We start from the raw sequence: 16,067 nt of genomic DNA on the forward strand, positions 1-16,067 counted from the left end.
CCGCATGACGATAGAACAACACGAAAAAACAGGGCGCGGAATGGCGGTAGAGAAAAAGGTCTGGGGCCTGTCAGGCCTCGTGTCGCTGATACTGACGGCCGTATTGTTCTACCTTTGGGCATCGCTGAACCATTTCGAGCAGGACCCGACCCAATTGCCGGATCAGGCCTCGGTCGATTCCTATCTGGAGTCGCTGGAGAACGCGCCGGATTATCGGGTCAGGACGGGAATATTCCTCAAATCCTTCAGTTTCGTCGATGCAAGCGATATCCACGTCACGGGCTATGTCTGGCAACACTATCAAACCGGCGTCCATGACGCGATCAAACCCGAACCCGGTCAGGCCGGGTTCCTTCTGCCCGAGTCCGTGGATGTCGGGAGCGGTCTTATCGAAGAAGCCTACCGGATGCCAGAACCCGGTGGCGAAGTGATTGGCTGGTACTTTGAGCAGACCCTGCGCCAGTCCTTCGACTACACCAGCTATCCTTTCGACCACAAAACCGTCTGGGTGCGGTTCTGGCCGGGCCGGTTTGACGTGAACGTCGCCTTGGTTCCCGACTTCGACGCCTATCCCGCGACTGGGCCAAAGGACATTTTCGGGATCGACAACCGCATCGTCATGGGCACCTGGGAACGCGAAAACACCTATTTTGACTACAAGCTGTCCGATTTGGACACGACGCTGGGCATCAACCAGAACGAGTTTCAGACCAGACTGCCCGAGCTGCACTACAACTTTGTCATAAAACGCAACTTTGCGAACGCCTTCGTGGTGCACATGATCCCATTGATCGTGGTCACGATGCTTCTGTTCGGCGCCGTAATGACGGTGACGCGGAAGCCAAACCTGGTCGAACGGCACGATTTCAGCACCTCAAGCGTGATCGGAACCTGCTCGGTCCTGTTCTTCGTGATCCTGCTGGCCCATGTGCAATTGCGCGAGGGTTTTGCCGGGTCACCGGTGATCTACATGGAGTCCTTCTTTTTCCTGATGTATTTCATGCTGCTTGTGGTGTCGGTGAACACCTATCTGTTCGTCTCCGAGTCCGCGCCGTCGCTGCGCTTGATCCACTACCGTGACAACCTGATTCCAAAGGCCGCGTTCTGGCCATTTGTCCTGAGCTGCATGATCGCGATCACCGCCTACAACCTCAGCCTCAAGTCACCTCCGTCAAGGGATGTACCCGAGGCCATCACGCATCAGGACGGCTAGCGGCCGCCTCATACCCGGGCTTGAGCGTCCCGGTGGCCATGTCGATCGAGTATTCGTCGACCAACTCGGACGCACCACTTTCCAGTTCGGCAAGATATTTTTCCGGATTGGCGATGACGTAGACGTAGGCCGGTTTTTTGACCCCATCCATCAGAACATTGATCCGCTTGCGGACATAGACATTGTCAGCCGCGCCCGGTCCGTGAAAGCCCTCGAGCTTGTCCAACTCCTTCAACCCGCCCGAGGTGACCCGGTAGACCTCGCCCTTGATCGGACGGCCAGTACCCTTGCGATCCACCAGTGTGGCCATGCGGTGCAGATAGGCACAGTTTGGGTTGTCGCAAAACGGCTCTTTCGGAACGATCAGGGGCATGGGCTGCCGAGTGACCGCCTGTCCAACGAAATCATCCAGAACGTCCGCATGAGCGTCGTGGTTGGGAAATCCTTTCTTGAGCGATCCGTAGGTGAAATACAGATAGGTCTTTTCGCGTTCATCGATCAGGTCGTCCTCGTCTTCAACCTCTTCCGGTTCTGACAGGGCGTGCGTGTTGGCCCATTCGTCCAACATCGCGCGGATCTTGTCCGACACCCTGATGCCCCTGGACCGCACCGGATCCTGCAGAAAGTGGATCAGAGGGCTTGCATCGATGCTATCCGCCGCCAGCAGGGTTTCGACCATCTCGGCCGAGTTGTTCATCACGGCGACATGCAGGCTGGTAAATCCGTGGTCATTGACCGCGTTCACGTTGATACCTCTTGCGATCAGCGCTTTGGCCGCCTCGATGTCCGGTTTTCCCAGATCTTGCCCGTTCTCGGTCAGCTCGCCCTCGCCCCCGGCCGCATAGTGCAGCAGCGTGTCGCCATTATGGTCATCGACAATGTCGATACCGGCGACCCCATCATCTATGGCCTGAAACACGGGCTCCCATTGGGCGAAGTCATCCGAGGCCGCAGCATCCTGCGCCCATTTGCAGATATTGTGTTCGTGGTTTTCCAGCTCTTCGAAGGCTTCTTCCAGCACCTCCATGATCTGGTCGGGCGTGGCCATCATGCCGATGCCCATCATCCCGTTCGACAAGCGCCCCTTGCGGGGACCGACAAGATCGATCCCCAGATCGCGCAGCTTTTCGACATTGTTCTGGGTGGTGACGTTGTTCCACATGTTGGTGTTGCAGGCCGGACAGAGGATCGCCGGCTTGTTGCGGTATTGCCAGGCCACAAAGACCGAGGTCAGCAAGTTGTCTGCAATGCCGTTGGCGATCTTGCCCATCGTGTTGCAGGTGACCGGTGCGACGATCACGCAATCGGCCCAGTCGCACAGCGCCAGATGCGAGGCGCGCAACGGCATCCCGAACTCGGTATAGCGAAAGTTCCACTCGTCATCGTCGCGGTAGTAATCGTTGTGGGTGATGTAGTCGTCGACCGTTTTGGTTTTCTTCCCGGTCTTTTTTGCCTTGCGGGCCTCGCTGGCCTTGTCGGTTCCAATATCGCGAAAGAACTTTTCGGCCGAAACCGAAGGGATCAGTTTCACATTGTGACCTGCCTCGGTGATCCGGGCGACCAACTGTGGCACCTTGTCCGCAGCCGACGAGCCGCAGGCGCACAGCAGAACGTTCCGGCGACCGTTTGGCGGGGCCGTCAACCCGCCCTTGGGATACCCGAAGATGTTCTTGTCGAGGCTCGGCGACTCGTGGCGCAGCAAGACAGGCAGACCGGCTTTCTTCATGTCTTCCTGCAGGCTGCCGTCCAGGATCATGTCGACGATGTCGCTGCGCTTGCCCAGGCATTTCCCATGAAAGAACAGGTAAGGCACCTTTTCCTTACTGCTTTCGGCCACCAGTTGCCGGCGCATTTTCATGGCGTTGGCCCCGTGCCCGGCGACATCGACCAATTTCAGACCTGTCGCGCCGATATTGGCCAGAATGTTCTTCAGCATGTTCGACCACGGGTCCTCATCCTCGTAGAACAGAACCAGCGGGTTTTCCCGGACGATCCGAGCCACGTCGCTGGGGTCTTCCGGGGGCTGGGTCTCCTCGATCACCAGCATGGCCGGGCTTTTCAGGTCGCGTAGCCCGCGAAAGATTTGCCCGCGCGGCGCCTGCCAGACCTGCGAAGTCGCCGGGCTCATATCTACGACGGTGACAAGGTCGGCCTTCTCGTCATAGGCCACGCACAGGCACCAGAACTCTTCCAGCAGCGCCGTCTCGCGGAACACGTTTTCGGGCGGCCGGATCACCTCGAACCCCAACACGCGGTTGAAGTCGATATTGATCATAAGGTGGCGCCCCTCATGTTCGTTCAGACTGCGCAGCTGATCCCGGAACCAGTCTTGCGGCGACCTTTTGTCCTTGCCGGGTCGTTCCGCATAGCTGCGGAAAGTGCTGCCGATATGCACCTCGGAGGTGCCGGCCAGATACCGCTGGGCCATCTCGCTCATCTTCTTGGCGGTCGAAACGCGGCTCAGCGCCTCGGTGTACGAGGTCTGGGTCGCGATCAGCAGCTTGTCTTCGGTGACCTGGACATCGCCCAAAATCTGCAGGCTTTCGGCCAGAACGCCCAGGCTGTTCATGTTCGGGCTGGCCCGCCGGAACAGGTTGCGGCGCTTCTTGGGATCGCGGGCCAGATACCTGGTGCTGTCCACATAGTTGCAGTCCTGCCGGAAGGTCTGCAGCGTGGTCTTGACCGCTTCGCGCGCGGAGAACCGCAGCAGCCCGCGCGCGCGCATCGAAGTGCCGTCGCGGTCGGACATGGCCGCGTACAGGCGGTCGATCGTGGTGACCCACAGCTTGCCGTATTTTTCGGGATGCACATCCATCATGTGCACCAACCCGGTGCTGGGGTTGCACTTGGCGATCACCGCGAAATGGCCGCCGGGCATGGTGGGCTTGCCATGCGCGACCCCAACCTGAAAATTCGCCACCAGGATATCGTTGTCTCCGCCCAGTCGATTGGATTCGTCAATCGCCTCAAGCAGCAGCGGCACCGAGGTCGTCGCCTCGTCCATGAAGTAGGCCTGGACCTGCACAAGGTCGCGCAGACCCTGCGAATGGATATAGGTGCACGCCACGTCGAACAGTTCACCCAGCGAGATGCCGTCATTGACGACAAAGCTGGTGGGCAGTTCGCAGACGCGGAAGATGTCGTTCACCTCGCAGCTGAAGCCCAGCGCCGACATGCTCAGCGCGGCCGCGGTCACGCTGCAGCAGTTGATCGGCTGCTGGAAATTCTGAAGATGCACGCTGACCAGATCGCCGAACAGCGTGGCGTAGCATTCGCGTCGAATTTCCGCGGGAATATCCAGCCACTCGTTACTGGCCAGAAAGGCCAGCCGAGTGCCGGGCAAGGCCACGGCCTTCAGGCTGACCGGTATGTCGCGGATCTCCAGATGCTCTTCGTAGAAATAGTCCCCGGTATCGGCGGTCGCCAGATCAACGTCGTTCTGGCGCAGCTTCACGATGCCGTCCAAAACCACATACATCCCGCGCGGCGGTAGTACCGTGTCCTCTAGAACTTCGAACAGATCGAAATGCTGCCTGAGCCGCTCGGCGCTCTGCCGCACCTTTTCGCCGGGGAGGACGGCGAATATCTTCTCCCAATCGGCAGATGTGGCTTCAATCGGTTTTGAATTGGAAATCGTCTGTGTGGTCACGGCCAGTTCCTCCCCCAAAAAGTCAGTGGCGCAATGGTTTCGTATTTCGTGGTCACTTTCCTGAAATCAGCATTTGTACTTTGCAGTCTCCCCCGCCGGACAAACGGCAGACCGCCCGACGCGTGGCGCCATTCAATGCTGGCTCCACCCCTCAATTTGCGCAGGCAATACGAGCGATACCTGCATTCTTAGTACAGATTTTCAGAAAAATCACTGGGATTGTGGGGTTTACCCAGCTTCGCGAACTGATGCACCGCTGGGGCAGAGCGGCCTTGATTGATCGGGTGATAGACGCCAACGTGCAAGCAACCCGCCAGACCCGCGGCCGGTTCAAAGCAACGGAGCCCCCAATGTCAAAACATGGATATGAATCCGGCCGCCTGAATCTGCCGTTCGTCGGCATCGCCACATTCGGCAAGAAGCCATATGTGCAGGACTGGGACCAGATCGATGCCGATGTCGCCATCCTGGGCGCCCCGTTCGACTTCGGCTGCCAATACCGGTCCGGAGCCCGGTTCGGCCCGCGTGCGGTGCGCGAGGCATCGACTCTGTTCAGCTTTGGTCATGCAGGTGCTTATGATCACGAGGACGATGCCACCTATTTGGGCGAAGAGGTGCGCATCGTCGATCTGGGGGATGCCGACATCATCCACACCAAAACCGAAGCCAGCCACGCGAATATCGAATACGGGGTACGCAAGATCCTTGAGGCCGGCGCTCTGCCCGTGACGATCGGTGGTGACCATTCCATCAACATTCCCTGCATCAACGCCTTTGATCAGGACTGCGCCCGAAACGGTCCCATTCACGTGGTCCAGATCGACGCACATCTGGATTTCGTGGACGAGCGTCATGGCGTTACGGCGGGCCATGGAAACCCGATGCGGCGGGCGATCGAGAAGGACTATGTCTCGGGTATGACCCAGCTGGGCATCCGCAATGTCTCATCGACCGCGAAAGAAGGTTACGAGGATGCACGCGCGCGCGGCTCCGACATCTTGTCGGTACGGCAGGTCCGCAACCTGGGAACCCAGGGGGTATTGGACCGCATCCCCTCGGGCGTCCGATACTACGTGACCATCGACATTGACGCGTTTTGCCCATCCATTGCACCGGGCACCGGAACACCAAGCCACGGCGGTTTTTTGTACTACGACGTTCTGGAAATCCTGCAGGGCCTTGCCCGGAAAGGGCAGGTCGCCGGCATCGACCTCGTCGAAGTTGCCCCGGCCTATGACCCGACCGAAAGCACGCAGATCCTTGCCGCGCAGCTGTTGCTGAACTTCATCGGCTTCATCTTTCACCACAAGGAATGAAAGAAACCCCGGTCACATCAACTCGGAGAGATCAACCAACGGGGTCTCTCGTGTGACCGCGACGGCGTGACTACCACCCGGGGACTGAACCCGCACGTCCACGCGTTCAGCCTGCGAAAACCGGTCGAAGTAATCAAATCTCATTTCACCAAGCGCCTGAAGGTTGCTGCACCTGATCGTGTATTCGGCCTGAAATTCGGGCCGGTGATCGTCAGACCCCAAGGCCGACCCGGCTTCACCGCCCACCAGCGCCACGTTCGCCGTGGACGCGGCACAACCCGCCTCGGCCGTGACCGCGAACAGGGTCATGGGCTGTGACAGGTCCGAAATGGCGACCGCGACCTTCGCCTTTTCCTCTGCGCTCGAAGCGGGAAGATCAAAGTCAACGATTTCTGACGCGGGAACAGACAGAGACAGCGTGTACCCCGAAGCCAAAAACGCGATCTCCAGTGCTGCGGGCTTTGGCGCCCCTTCCTGCTGCGCGTCCAACGCAAGGGGAAACACGCAAAGGGCAAACGCCAGGGATCTCATCACGCAACCACCACCAACTCAAGAATCACACCATCATTTTATCTGCGCGCCATCGGCAGGCAACGGCGCGCAACCCCGTCTGACCCCGCCGGAAATGGCTAGACAGATCCGGAGAACCCATCCAGCCAATCCGCATTTGGCCAAAACAGCGGCGTGTTTCCCAATTTATTCCCGACTTAAAGACTCGGGTTGACATAACTTACAATTTCACTCAGTTAATATTCATCTCTGCACCCGCACCGGGTGCTCTTGCCCATTTTTTTCGACAGGAAGGCCTGAACTTCATGACCCGCGTATTTTCGACGACCAGCCTGGCAGCCTTGCTGATGGCAACAGCGGCAGCCGCCGGCGACGCCCCTGCCAAGGTCGACATCCTGGACACCTATGCTGACATTGCCGAAGCAAAATATGACGACAGTTTGCGTGCTGCCCGCAGGTTGCAGGCCGCCGTTGCCGCACTGGTTGAACAGCCTTCTGCTGAAAACCTGACCGCCGCACGCCAGGCCTGGATTGCGGCGCGCGTTCCCTACCAACAGACCGAGGTCTATCGCTTCGGTAATCCCATCGTCGACGAATGGGAAGGCAAGGTGAACGCGTGGCCTCTGGACGAGGGTCTGATCGACTATGTGGATGCGGCCTATGACGGCGCGACGGACCAAAACGAGCTTGCGGTTCTGAACGTGATTGCCTCGCCCAGCTTTGAGCTGTCTGGCCAGCCGGTCGACGCGACCGAGATCACGCCCGAGCTGCTGTCTGAGACCCTGCACGAGGCCGACGGGATCGAGGCCAATGTGGCAACTGGTTATCACGCCATCGAGTTCCTGCTGTGGGGCCAGGATCTGAACGGTCACGGCGAGGGCGCCGGCAACCGTCCTTGGACGGATTATGCGCAAGACGAGTCCTGCACCGGCGGCAACTGCGATCGTCGAGCCCAGTACCTGGTGGCGGCGACCGACCTGCTGGTCTCAGATCTCGAATGGATGGCCGCGCAATGGCAGGACGACGGTGCCGCGCGCGCCGCTCTGACCGACGACGCCGACTCGGGCATCAGTGCAATTCTGACAGGCATGGGGTCCCTGTCCTATGGCGAACAGGCCGGTGAACGCATGCGCCTTGGACTGATGCTGAACGACCCGGAAGAAGAGCATGACTGTTTCTCTGACAACACGCACAACAGCCACTATTATGACGGGTTGGGGATTCAGAACGTCTATCTGGGTCGGTATGTCCGGATTGACGGCACTCCGGTTTCGGGTCCATCCCTGTCGGATCTGGTTGCAGCCTCGGACCCGGCTCTGGACACCGAGATGAAGACCAAGCTTGCGAACACAATGTACGCGCTGGGCCAGATCAAAACCGCAGCCGAGGCCGGATTTGCCTATGATCAGATGCTCGAGCGCGGGAACGTCGGTGGCGAAACGCTGATCATGGGCGGCGTCGAAGGTCTGATCGATCAGACCAGGACGATCGAACGCATCGTGTCCGTGCTGGGCTTGGGCAATGTCGCATTCGAAGGGTCCGACAGCCTCGACAACCCCGACGCCGTTTTCCACTGATGAACCAAAGCGGCCGGGCGTGGCGACTGCTTGCGCCCGGCCCTGCGACAAGCTGTGTCTGGACCCGAAGCAAATACCCTACTATTTGACTAGGAATTAAAAAGAGCCGAGTCGCCATGATCGTCTGCCACTGCACCAACATCACGGATCACGACATCCGCGCGGCAATCGACTGGATGCGCGCGGCAGATCCTCAAACCATCATCACGCCGGGCAAGATTTACCATGCTTTGGGAAAATCGGCGGATTGTGGCGGGTGTATGCCGCTGTTTCTGGACACGATGCGCGCAACCGATAACCTCGAAGTACCCATGCAACTCCGCGCCCTGCGCGTGGATGCTACACAGGAGAGTGCAGATGAAGGGCGACCCCAAAGTCATCGAATACCTAAACAAGTCCCTGCGGCATGAATTGACCGCAGTCAGCCAGTACTGGCTGCATTACCGCCTGCAGGAGGACTGGGGCCTGGGCCACATGGCCAAGAAAAGCCGCGAGGAAAGCATCGAAGAGATGCAGCACGCGGACAAGCTGATCGAGAGGATCATCTTCCTGGGCGGCCACCCCAACTTGCAAAAGCTCGACCCGCTGCGCATCGGCCAGACGCCCAAGGAAACCCTGGAATGCGACCTGGCGGCCGAGATCGACGCCCGGGCCCTGTACAAGGAAGCGCGCGAATACTGCCAACAGGCCGGCGACTTCGTGTCGATGGCGCTGTTCGAACAACTGATGGCCGATGAAGAAGGCCATATCGATTTCCTCGAAACCCAGCTCGATCTGTACGAAAGACTCGGCGAAGCAAATTATGCGCAACTCAATGCATCGAAAATGGACGAGGCCGAATAGGTCTGGTTTTCTGGCGGTGGCCGTCCTTGCGGCCACCCCTTCCCTGTCGCAGGATCTGCGGGACAGTCATTTGAACCCCCTCCCCCGAACCGACGCTGAACGGGCACGGATTGCCACAGTCACCGCAGCGCCGTCGGATTTCACACAGCCCCAGCGCTATGAGGACCTGCCGGCAGGCGCCGCAACGGTGCGCGCCCGGACCGATGCGGATGCATTCTCGCAACCCTCGGCCAACCTGAGCTTTGAGCAGGAACTGGATTTCAAAGTCGGCAACGGGCTGTTCAAGAAGGTCTGGGTGTCGTCCCCGTCCTCGACCCTGGCCTCGGATGGGTTGGGGCCGCTGTTCAATGCCCGGTCGTGCCAGCGCTGTCACATCAAGGACGGGCGTGGCCACACCCCGGCCGGACCCGAAGACAACGCCATTTCGATGTTCCTGCGCGTTTCCATCCCCGGAACGCCTGCGGACGCGCCGGAAGGGATCGAAGGGTATCTCGCTACCCTGCCCGAACCCACCTATGGCGGCCAGATGCAGGATTTCGCCCTGCCCGGCCACCAGGCCGAATACCGGCTGGACATCACCTACGAGGAAATCCCGGTGGAACTGTCCGACGGCGAAACCGTGTCGCTGCGCAAGCCCACCTACAGAGCGGCCGATCTGGGCTATGGGCCGTTGCACCCGGACGCGATGCTCAGCCCACGCGTGGCGCCGCAGATGATCGGTCTGGGCCTGCTCGAGGCGATCCCGGCCGAGGACATCCTGGCCAAGGCCGACCCGGAAGATGCCAATGGAGACGGGATCTCGGGGCGGCCCAACATCGTGTGGTCGACGGAATTCGGCGAACCCATGCTGGGCCGGTTCGGGCTGAAGGCGGGCATGCCGACGATCATGGAGCAGTCGGCCGCGGCCTTCGCCGGCGATATCGGCATTTCCAGCCCGCTCTACCCCGCGCCATTTGGCGACTGCACCCCGGCCCAGGCCGATTGCCAGACCGCCCCGCATGGTGACGGCGACGAACGCGGCTTCGAGATCGACCAGCAGGGCATGGATCTGGTGGCCTTCTACAGCCGCAACCTGGGCGTTCCCGCCCGCCGCGATGTGGATGACCCGCAAGTTCTGCGCGGGAAAGAGGTTTTCCACACCATTGGCTGCGCGTCCTGTCACACGCCTGCTTTCGTCACCCACCGTCTGCCCGACCGGCCCGAGCACAGTTTCCAGCTGATCTGGCCCTACACGGACCTGCTGCTGCACGACATGGGCGAGGGACTGGCCGACAACCGCCCCGAGGCCCGCGCCACGGGCCGCGAATGGCGTACCGCGCCACTGTGGGGCATCGGCCTGACCGAACGGGTCTCGGGGCATACCCAGTTCCTGCATGATGGCCGGGCGCGCTCGCTTCTCGAAGCGGTCCTGTGGCACGGCGGCGAGGCCCAGGCCGCGCGCGATGCAGTCGTTTCCATGCCCAAACCCGACCGCGATGCGTTGATCCGGTTCCTGGAGAGTCTCTGACCCATGCGCCTGATTGCCGTGATCCTTTCCGCATTGATCCCCCTCTGCGCGGTGGCACAAAGCCGCGATGCGATCCTGACCGACGTGACCCAGGCCCATATCCTGCCGCGTTTCGAGCAACTTGTCGAAATGACCGCCACGCTGGATGCTGCCGCACGAGCCGACTGCGCGCCGGGGTCCGCCGATCTGCGCGCGGCCTATCACGCCGCCTTTGACGCCTGGATATCCGCAAGCCACCTGCGGTTCGGTCCGACCGAGGTCGGAGATCGTGCCTTTGCCCTGGCCTTCTGGCCCGACAGCAAAGGGTTCACGCCCAAGGCGCTGTCGGCGATGATCGCGGCCGAAGACCCGGCCATTGCCGACCCCGATGCCTTTGCAGAAACCTCGATCGCGGGGCGCGGCTTCCTCGCGCTCGAGAGGATGCTGTACGAACCGGCCTTTGCCGATCAGGGCGATGCGGCCTATCGCTGCGGGTTGATCCGCGCCATCGCCGCCGACATCCATCGCACGGCCGGGGCCATCGACCGGGACTGGCACGGCTATGCCCGCATCATGACCCAACCCGGGCCGGACAGCCCCTATCGGTCCTCCGACGAAGCCCTGCAGGAGCTCTACAAGGCCCTGACCACTGGGCTCGAATTCACGGCCGATACGCGCTTGGGCCGCCCGATGGGCAGTTTCGACCGCCCCCGCCCCAACCGGGCCGAGGCCCGCCGGTCGCTGCGGTCGCTGCGGCATGTGGAACTGTCGCTGGTGGCGCTGCGCGATCTGGCGGCGCGGTTGGCGGCCGACCACCCGCAGATTGCCGCCGCGCTGGACGATGCCTTTGCCCGCAGCATCGCCCGGGCGCAGGCGCTGGACGATCCCGCGCTGGCTGGCGTGGCCGAGCCACAGGGGCGACTGCGGATCGAGGCGCTGCAGCAGTCGATCAACGACATCCGCAGCCTGGCCGCCGCACAGCTGGGCCCGACCCTCGGCATCAGTGCCGGGTTCAATTCGCTGGACGGAGACTGACCCATGACTAGCCGCCGAGGATTCCTGGCCGGTTTGGCAGCGGCCACTCTTGCCCCCCTGCCGGGCTGGGCTGAGGTCGGTTCGCCCGATTTCCTGTCGGCTGCGCTGTTCGACGATGGGTCGTACCGCCTGGTCGGGCTGACCGGTTCAGGAGAGTTTCGGTTCTCGGTCCCCCTGCCCGGCCGCGGGCATGCCGCCGCCGCCCATCCCCATCTGGCGCGGGCCGTTGCATTCGCGCGCCGTCCGGGGCGATTTGCGCTTGTGATCGATTGCGCGACCGGGGACCAGCTGACCCGGCTCGAGGCGCCGGCCGGGCGTCATTTCTATGGCCACGGCGCATTTTCGCCCGACGGCCGCCGGTTGTTCACCACCGAAAACGACTATGAGGCAGGCACCGGTGTCATCGGCGTCTGGGACGCTGCCAAGGGCTATGCCCGGATGGGCGAGTTTTCTTCAGCGGGGGTCGGCCCCCATGATGTGGTGTTGATGCCCGACGGCAAATCTCTGGCCATCGCCAACGGCGGCATCGAAACCCATCCGGACACAGGCCGCACCAAGCTGAACCTGCCGACCATGCGCCCGAACCTGACCTATGTCAGCCTCGACGGATCGGTTCTGGAGCAGGTCGAACTGCCTGCGGCGCTGCACAAGAATTCGATCCGGCATCTGGCCGTTCGCGCGGATGGCCTGCTGGCCTTTGCGATGCAGTGGCAGGGCGACCTGTCCCACGACCCGGCGCTGCTGGGGCTGCATCGGCGAGGTGGCCGTTACCACCTGCTGTCCGCAACGGAAGACATACAGGCGACGCTGGCCGGCTATGCAGGCAGTGTCGCCTTTTCCGCCGAGGGTCGGCAGGTCGCCATCACCTGCCCGCGTGGCAACGCGCTGCACGTCTTTGATGCCGAGGCAGCCCGTTTTGAACGCGCCCATTCGCTCAGCGACGTGTGCGGGTTGGGCCCCGGGCCATCCGGCTTTGTCTTTACCACCGGGCATGGCGATGTGGGGCATTTGGTCGGGCCAAACCCGGCTGTGTCGCCACATCCTCGGGTCCACTGGGACAACCATCTGGTTCCCATTCGCCCTGCGATCTGAATTGGGCTAACCTCCGATACAGATTACACTTGGAAGAATCGAACGGCTGCCGTATTGGCGGGCGAAATTTCCACGCCTGCAACGCAAGGACTGACTTGATTGAAACAGACGCCCGTCGCACCGCATTCCATCTACGGAGTTGAAAAATGGGGCAAGGGCCTCATCGAGGTGACGGAGGACGGCGAGATCGGTCTGCGCAATCCCATGGCACCCGATGCGGCGGCCATCAGCCTGCCTGGCATTCTGCACGACCTTGATCAGCGCGGGATCAAGGCGCCGATGATCCTGCGCATCAGCTCGTATCTGGAGCACGAGATCGCGCATATCAACGAAAGCTTCCGCGATGCGATTGCGCGCACCGGCTACAAGGGGTCCTATCGCGGCGTGTTCCCGATCAAGGTGAACCAGCAGGCGCAGGTCGTCGACCGGATCGTCGAGTTCGGCAAGCAATACAATTACGGGCTCGAGGCCGGTTCGAAACCCGAACTGGTGATCGCCCTGGCGCACCGTCTGGCCCCCGAGGCGCTGATCGTGTGCAACGGAGTCAAGGACGCAGAGTTCATCGAGTTGGCCATTCTCAGCCGCAAGATCGGGTTCAACACGGTCATCGTGTTGGAGAGCCCGAAAGAGGCCGACACGGTCATCGAGGTCTACGAACGGCTGGGCATCGAGCCGCTGCTGGGCGTGCGGGTGAAACTGACCAACCAGATCAGCGGCAAATGGCAGGAAAGCTCGGGGGATCGGTCGACCTTTGGCATGAACACCGATCAGCTGGTCGCGGTCGTCGACAAGCTGCGCGATGCGGGCCTGCTGCATTGCCTGAAGCTGCAGCATTCGCATCTGGGCAGCCAGGTGCCCGACGTGAACGACGTGCGCCGCGCCGTGGGTGAGGCCTGCCGTTATTACACTGAGCTGACCCGCGAAGGCGTGCCGCTGACGCACCTGGATCTGGGCGGCGGCATGGGCGTCGACTACACGGGCGAGAAGAAGGCGACCGAGAACTCGATCAACTACACGGTCGAGGAATACTGCGCCAATGTGGTGGAGACCGTGGCCTATGCCATGGACGAGGCCGAGGTGGACCACCCCACGCTGGTGACCGAGAGCGGCCGCGCCGTGGTGGCGACCTCGTCGATGCTGGTGTTCAACGTGCTGGAAAGCACGCTCTATGACGCGCCCGATGGCCCCGAGGTGGAACCCGACGATCACCACATGGTGTCCGATCTGGCGGCGGTGAACGGTTATCTCAGCCACGACCGGCTGCAGGAATGCTGGAACGACGCCACCTTCTATCGCAACGAGCTGCGCGCCCTGTTCCGCCGTGGCTATGTCGACCTGCGCCAGATGGCCCGGGCCGAGCGCATCTACCTGTCGCTTATGGCGCGGATCAAGGCACTGGCGGCCTCGGACGAGGTCGAAACCGATGTGGACGACCAGTTGGAGAAGCTGGCCGACATCTATCACTGCAACTTCTCGCTGTTCCAGTCGCTGCCCGATGTCTGGGCGATCGACCAGTTGCACCCGATCGTGCCGCTGCAGATGCTGGACCAGGCCCCCGACCGCCGCGCGGTGCTGTCCGACATCACCTGCGACAGCGACGGCAAGATCGACCGGTTCATCCTGGCCGACGGCGTCTCGCCCAGCCTGCCCGTGCATTCCCTGCCGGAAGATCGCGATTACTACATGGGTGTCTTCTTCGTCGGCGCCTATCAGGAAACACTGGGCGATCTGCACAACCTGTTCGGCGACACGAACGTGGTCACGATTGACCTGCGCGCCGACGGCGGGTTCGACCTGCTGCACGAACAAGAGGGTGATACGATCAGCGAAGTCCTGTCCTATGTCGAGTTCGACCCCAGCGACTGCATCGCTGCCTTCCGCAAGATGGTGGACGAGGCGATCTCGACCGGCACGCTTCAGGCCAAAGACCGCAAAACCCTGATGAGCGCTTACCGCGACAGCATCAACGGCTATACCTACTACGAATAACCCCGGCGAAAGGAGAATTTTCCATGGGCAAGACACTGGTTGTTGGCGCAGGTGGCGTCAGCCACGCCGCCGTGCACAAGATGGCGATGAATTCCGACATCTTCACCGAGATCACGCTGGCCAGCCGCACCAAGGCGAAATGCGACGCCATCGCCAAATCGGTCAAGGAACGCACCGGCGTCGACATCAAGACGGCCGAGCTTGACGCCTACAACGTCGCCGACACCGTCAAGCTGATCAAGGACACCGAGGCCGAGCTTCTAGTGAACCTGGCCCTGCCCTATCAGGACCTGGTTCTGATGGACGCCTGCCTCGAGGCCGGGTGCCACTACCTCGACACCGCAAACTACGAGCCCGAGGACGAGGCCAAGTTCGAATACCATTGGCAATGGGCCTATCAGGACAAGTTCAAGCAGGCCGGCCTGACCGCGATCCTCGGCTCGGGCTTTGATCCGGGCGTTACATCCGTCTTCGCCAAATGGCTCAAGAAACACAAGCTGGACACGATCCGCCAGATCGACGTTCTGGACGCCAATGGCGGCCAGAACGATCAGGAATTCGCCACCAACTTCAACCCCGAGATCAACCTGCGCGAGGTTCTGGCCGACGCCCGCCACTGGGAATGCGGCGAGTGGAAGGTGACACCGGCCATGACCCACAAGGTCGAGTTCGACTTCCCCGGTATCGGCCCGAAGAACATGTACCTGATGTATCACGAGGAACTGGAGTCGCTGTCGACCCACTTCCCCGAGATCGAGCGCGCCCGGTTCTGGATGACCTTCGGCGACGCCTACATCACCCATGCCAAGGTGCTGCAGAATGTCGGCATGACCCGGATCGACCCGGTGGTGCACAACGGCGTCGAGATCATCCCGATCCAGTTCCTGAAAACCCTGCTGCCCGATCCCGGCGATCTGGGCGCCGAAACCAAGGGCAAGGCCTGCATCGGCGACATCGCCACCGGTCAGGCCAAGGACGGCTCGGGCGAAAAGACCTATTACATCTACAACATCTGCGACCACGAGGAATGCTACCGCGAGGTCGGCAGCCAGGCCGTCAGCTACACCACCGGCGTCCCCGCCATGATCGGCGCGGCACAGATACTGAAAGGCAACTGGCGCGAGCCGGGCGTGTGGAACATGGAACAGCTCGACCCGGATGACTTCATGGACATGCTGAACAAGCACGGCCTGCCTTGGCAGGTCCACGAACTCGACGGCCCGGTCGAGTTCTGAACCCTCGGGGCGGTCCTCGCGACCGCCCTGCTTCATCTGGCCCAAAATATCCCGGGGGGGTCGCCATTGGTCCGAGCGCCAATGGCGACAAGTCGCACCCCTGGCCTATCCACCAATCGGAG

At 61.4% G+C, this 16,067-nt stretch carries 12 protein-coding genes; 10 read left to right on the forward strand and 2 right to left on the reverse strand.

The window, feature by feature from the left end:
- Positions 1–40 precede the first annotated feature (40 nt).
- Positions 41–1,213 carry a hypothetical protein gene (locus ACR0NY_RS10540; protein ID WP_170339545.1) on the forward strand — a complete coding sequence of 391 codons (1,173 nt, stop codon included), beginning with the start codon at positions 41–43 and terminating at the stop codon, positions 1,211–1,213.
- Here the strand turns inward: ACR0NY_RS10540 and ACR0NY_RS10545 are convergent.
- Entirely contained in the window at positions 1,194–4,862 is a 3,669-nt protein-coding gene (locus tag ACR0NY_RS10545) for a flavoprotein (protein ID WP_170367704.1), read from the reverse strand. The genes ACR0NY_RS10540 and ACR0NY_RS10545 overlap by 20 nt on opposite strands.
- Positions 4,863–5,212: 350 nt before the next feature.
- On the opposite strand from ACR0NY_RS10545, the gene speB reads away from it, so the two are divergent.
- Positions 5,213–6,178, forward strand: a complete 966-nt coding sequence (gene speB, locus ACR0NY_RS10550) for an agmatinase (RefSeq protein WP_170367702.1) — start codon at positions 5,213–5,215, stop codon at positions 6,176–6,178.
- Positions 6,179–6,190: 12 nt separating this feature from the next.
- Here the strand turns inward: speB and ACR0NY_RS10555 are convergent, their stop codons facing one another.
- Positions 6,191–6,709 (reverse strand): ZrgA family zinc uptake protein, encoded by a 519-nt coding sequence (locus ACR0NY_RS10555; RefSeq protein ID WP_170339533.1) that lies wholly within the window; start codon positions 6,707–6,709, stop codon positions 6,191–6,193.
- A gap of 284 nt (positions 6,710–6,993) precedes the next feature.
- Here ACR0NY_RS10555 and ACR0NY_RS10560 point away from each other — a divergent pair, with 284 nt between their 5' ends.
- The 8 genes from ACR0NY_RS10560 (at position 6,994) to ACR0NY_RS10595 (ending at position 15,945) form a co-directional block, all read left to right on the forward strand.
- Complete coding sequence (locus ACR0NY_RS10560; RefSeq protein WP_170367700.1) at positions 6,994–8,265, forward strand: imelysin family protein; 1,272 nt, start codon at positions 6,994–6,996, stop codon at positions 8,263–8,265.
- Between the two features lie 116 nt (positions 8,266–8,381).
- Positions 8,382–8,675 (forward strand): (2Fe-2S)-binding protein, encoded by a 294-nt coding sequence (locus ACR0NY_RS10565; RefSeq protein ID WP_093964444.1) that lies wholly within the window; start codon positions 8,382–8,384, stop codon positions 8,673–8,675.
- Positions 8,623–9,108 carry a bacterioferritin gene (bfr, locus tag ACR0NY_RS10570; RefSeq protein WP_149776400.1) on the forward strand — a complete coding sequence of 162 codons (486 nt, stop codon included), beginning with the start codon at positions 8,623–8,625 and terminating at the stop codon, positions 9,106–9,108. The genes ACR0NY_RS10565 and bfr overlap by 53 nt, the downstream gene beginning before the upstream one ends.
- A complete protein-coding gene (locus ACR0NY_RS10575) occupies positions 9,068–10,615 on the forward strand; it encodes a di-heme oxidoreductase family protein (RefSeq protein ID WP_437342577.1) in 1,548 nt (515 codons plus the stop codon). Before bfr ends, ACR0NY_RS10575 begins: the two co-directional genes overlap by 41 nt.
- A 3-nt stretch (positions 10,616–10,618) precedes the next feature.
- Positions 10,619–11,629, forward strand: coding sequence for an imelysin family protein (locus ACR0NY_RS10580; protein ID WP_170367696.1), 1,011 nt, complete (start codon positions 10,619–10,621; stop codon positions 11,627–11,629).
- 3 nt (positions 11,630–11,632) lie between these two features.
- Positions 11,633–12,721: a DUF1513 domain-containing protein gene (locus ACR0NY_RS10585; protein ID WP_170367694.1), complete on the forward strand. Its 1,089-nt coding sequence runs from the start codon at positions 11,633–11,635 to the stop codon at positions 12,719–12,721.
- 99 nt (positions 12,722–12,820) lie between these two features.
- Positions 12,821–14,710, forward strand: a complete 1,890-nt coding sequence (gene speA / locus ACR0NY_RS10590) for a biosynthetic arginine decarboxylase (RefSeq protein WP_170367692.1) — start codon at positions 12,821–12,823, stop codon at positions 14,708–14,710.
- 23 nt (positions 14,711–14,733) lie between these two features.
- Complete coding sequence (locus ACR0NY_RS10595; RefSeq protein ID WP_170367690.1) at positions 14,734–15,945, forward strand: saccharopine dehydrogenase family protein; 1,212 nt, start codon at positions 14,734–14,736, stop codon at positions 15,943–15,945.
- Positions 15,946–16,067: the final 122 nt, after the last annotated feature.

It is taken from the genome of Ruegeria sp. BJ5 (genome assembly GCF_056537865.1).

Excerpts from the sequence above, each read along its gene's own strand:
- ACR0NY_RS10540 (WP_170339545.1), top strand. The coding sequence starts at position 41 with ATGGCGGTAGAGAAAAAGGTCTGGGGCCTGTCAGGCCTCGTGTCGCTG.
- speB (WP_170367702.1), top strand. The coding sequence starts at position 5,213 with ATGTCAAAACATGGATATGAATCCGGCCGCCTGAATCTGCCGTTCGTC.
- ACR0NY_RS10555 (WP_170339533.1), bottom strand. The coding sequence starts at position 6,709 with ATGAGATCCCTGGCGTTTGCCCTTTGCGTGTTTCCCCTTGCGTTGGAC.
- ACR0NY_RS10560 (WP_170367700.1), top strand. The coding sequence starts at position 6,994 with ATGACCCGCGTATTTTCGACGACCAGCCTGGCAGCCTTGCTGATGGCA.
- ACR0NY_RS10565 (WP_093964444.1), top strand. The coding sequence starts at position 8,382 with ATGATCGTCTGCCACTGCACCAACATCACGGATCACGACATCCGCGCG.
- bfr (WP_149776400.1), top strand. The coding sequence starts at position 8,623 with ATGAAGGGCGACCCCAAAGTCATCGAATACCTAAACAAGTCCCTGCGG.
- ACR0NY_RS10575 (WP_437342577.1), top strand. The coding sequence starts at position 9,068 with ATGCGCAACTCAATGCATCGAAAATGGACGAGGCCGAATAGGTCTGGT.
- ACR0NY_RS10580 (WP_170367696.1), top strand. The coding sequence starts at position 10,619 with ATGCGCCTGATTGCCGTGATCCTTTCCGCATTGATCCCCCTCTGCGCG.
- ACR0NY_RS10585 (WP_170367694.1), top strand. The coding sequence starts at position 11,633 with ATGACTAGCCGCCGAGGATTCCTGGCCGGTTTGGCAGCGGCCACTCTT.
- ACR0NY_RS10595 (WP_170367690.1), top strand. The coding sequence starts at position 14,734 with ATGGGCAAGACACTGGTTGTTGGCGCAGGTGGCGTCAGCCACGCCGCC.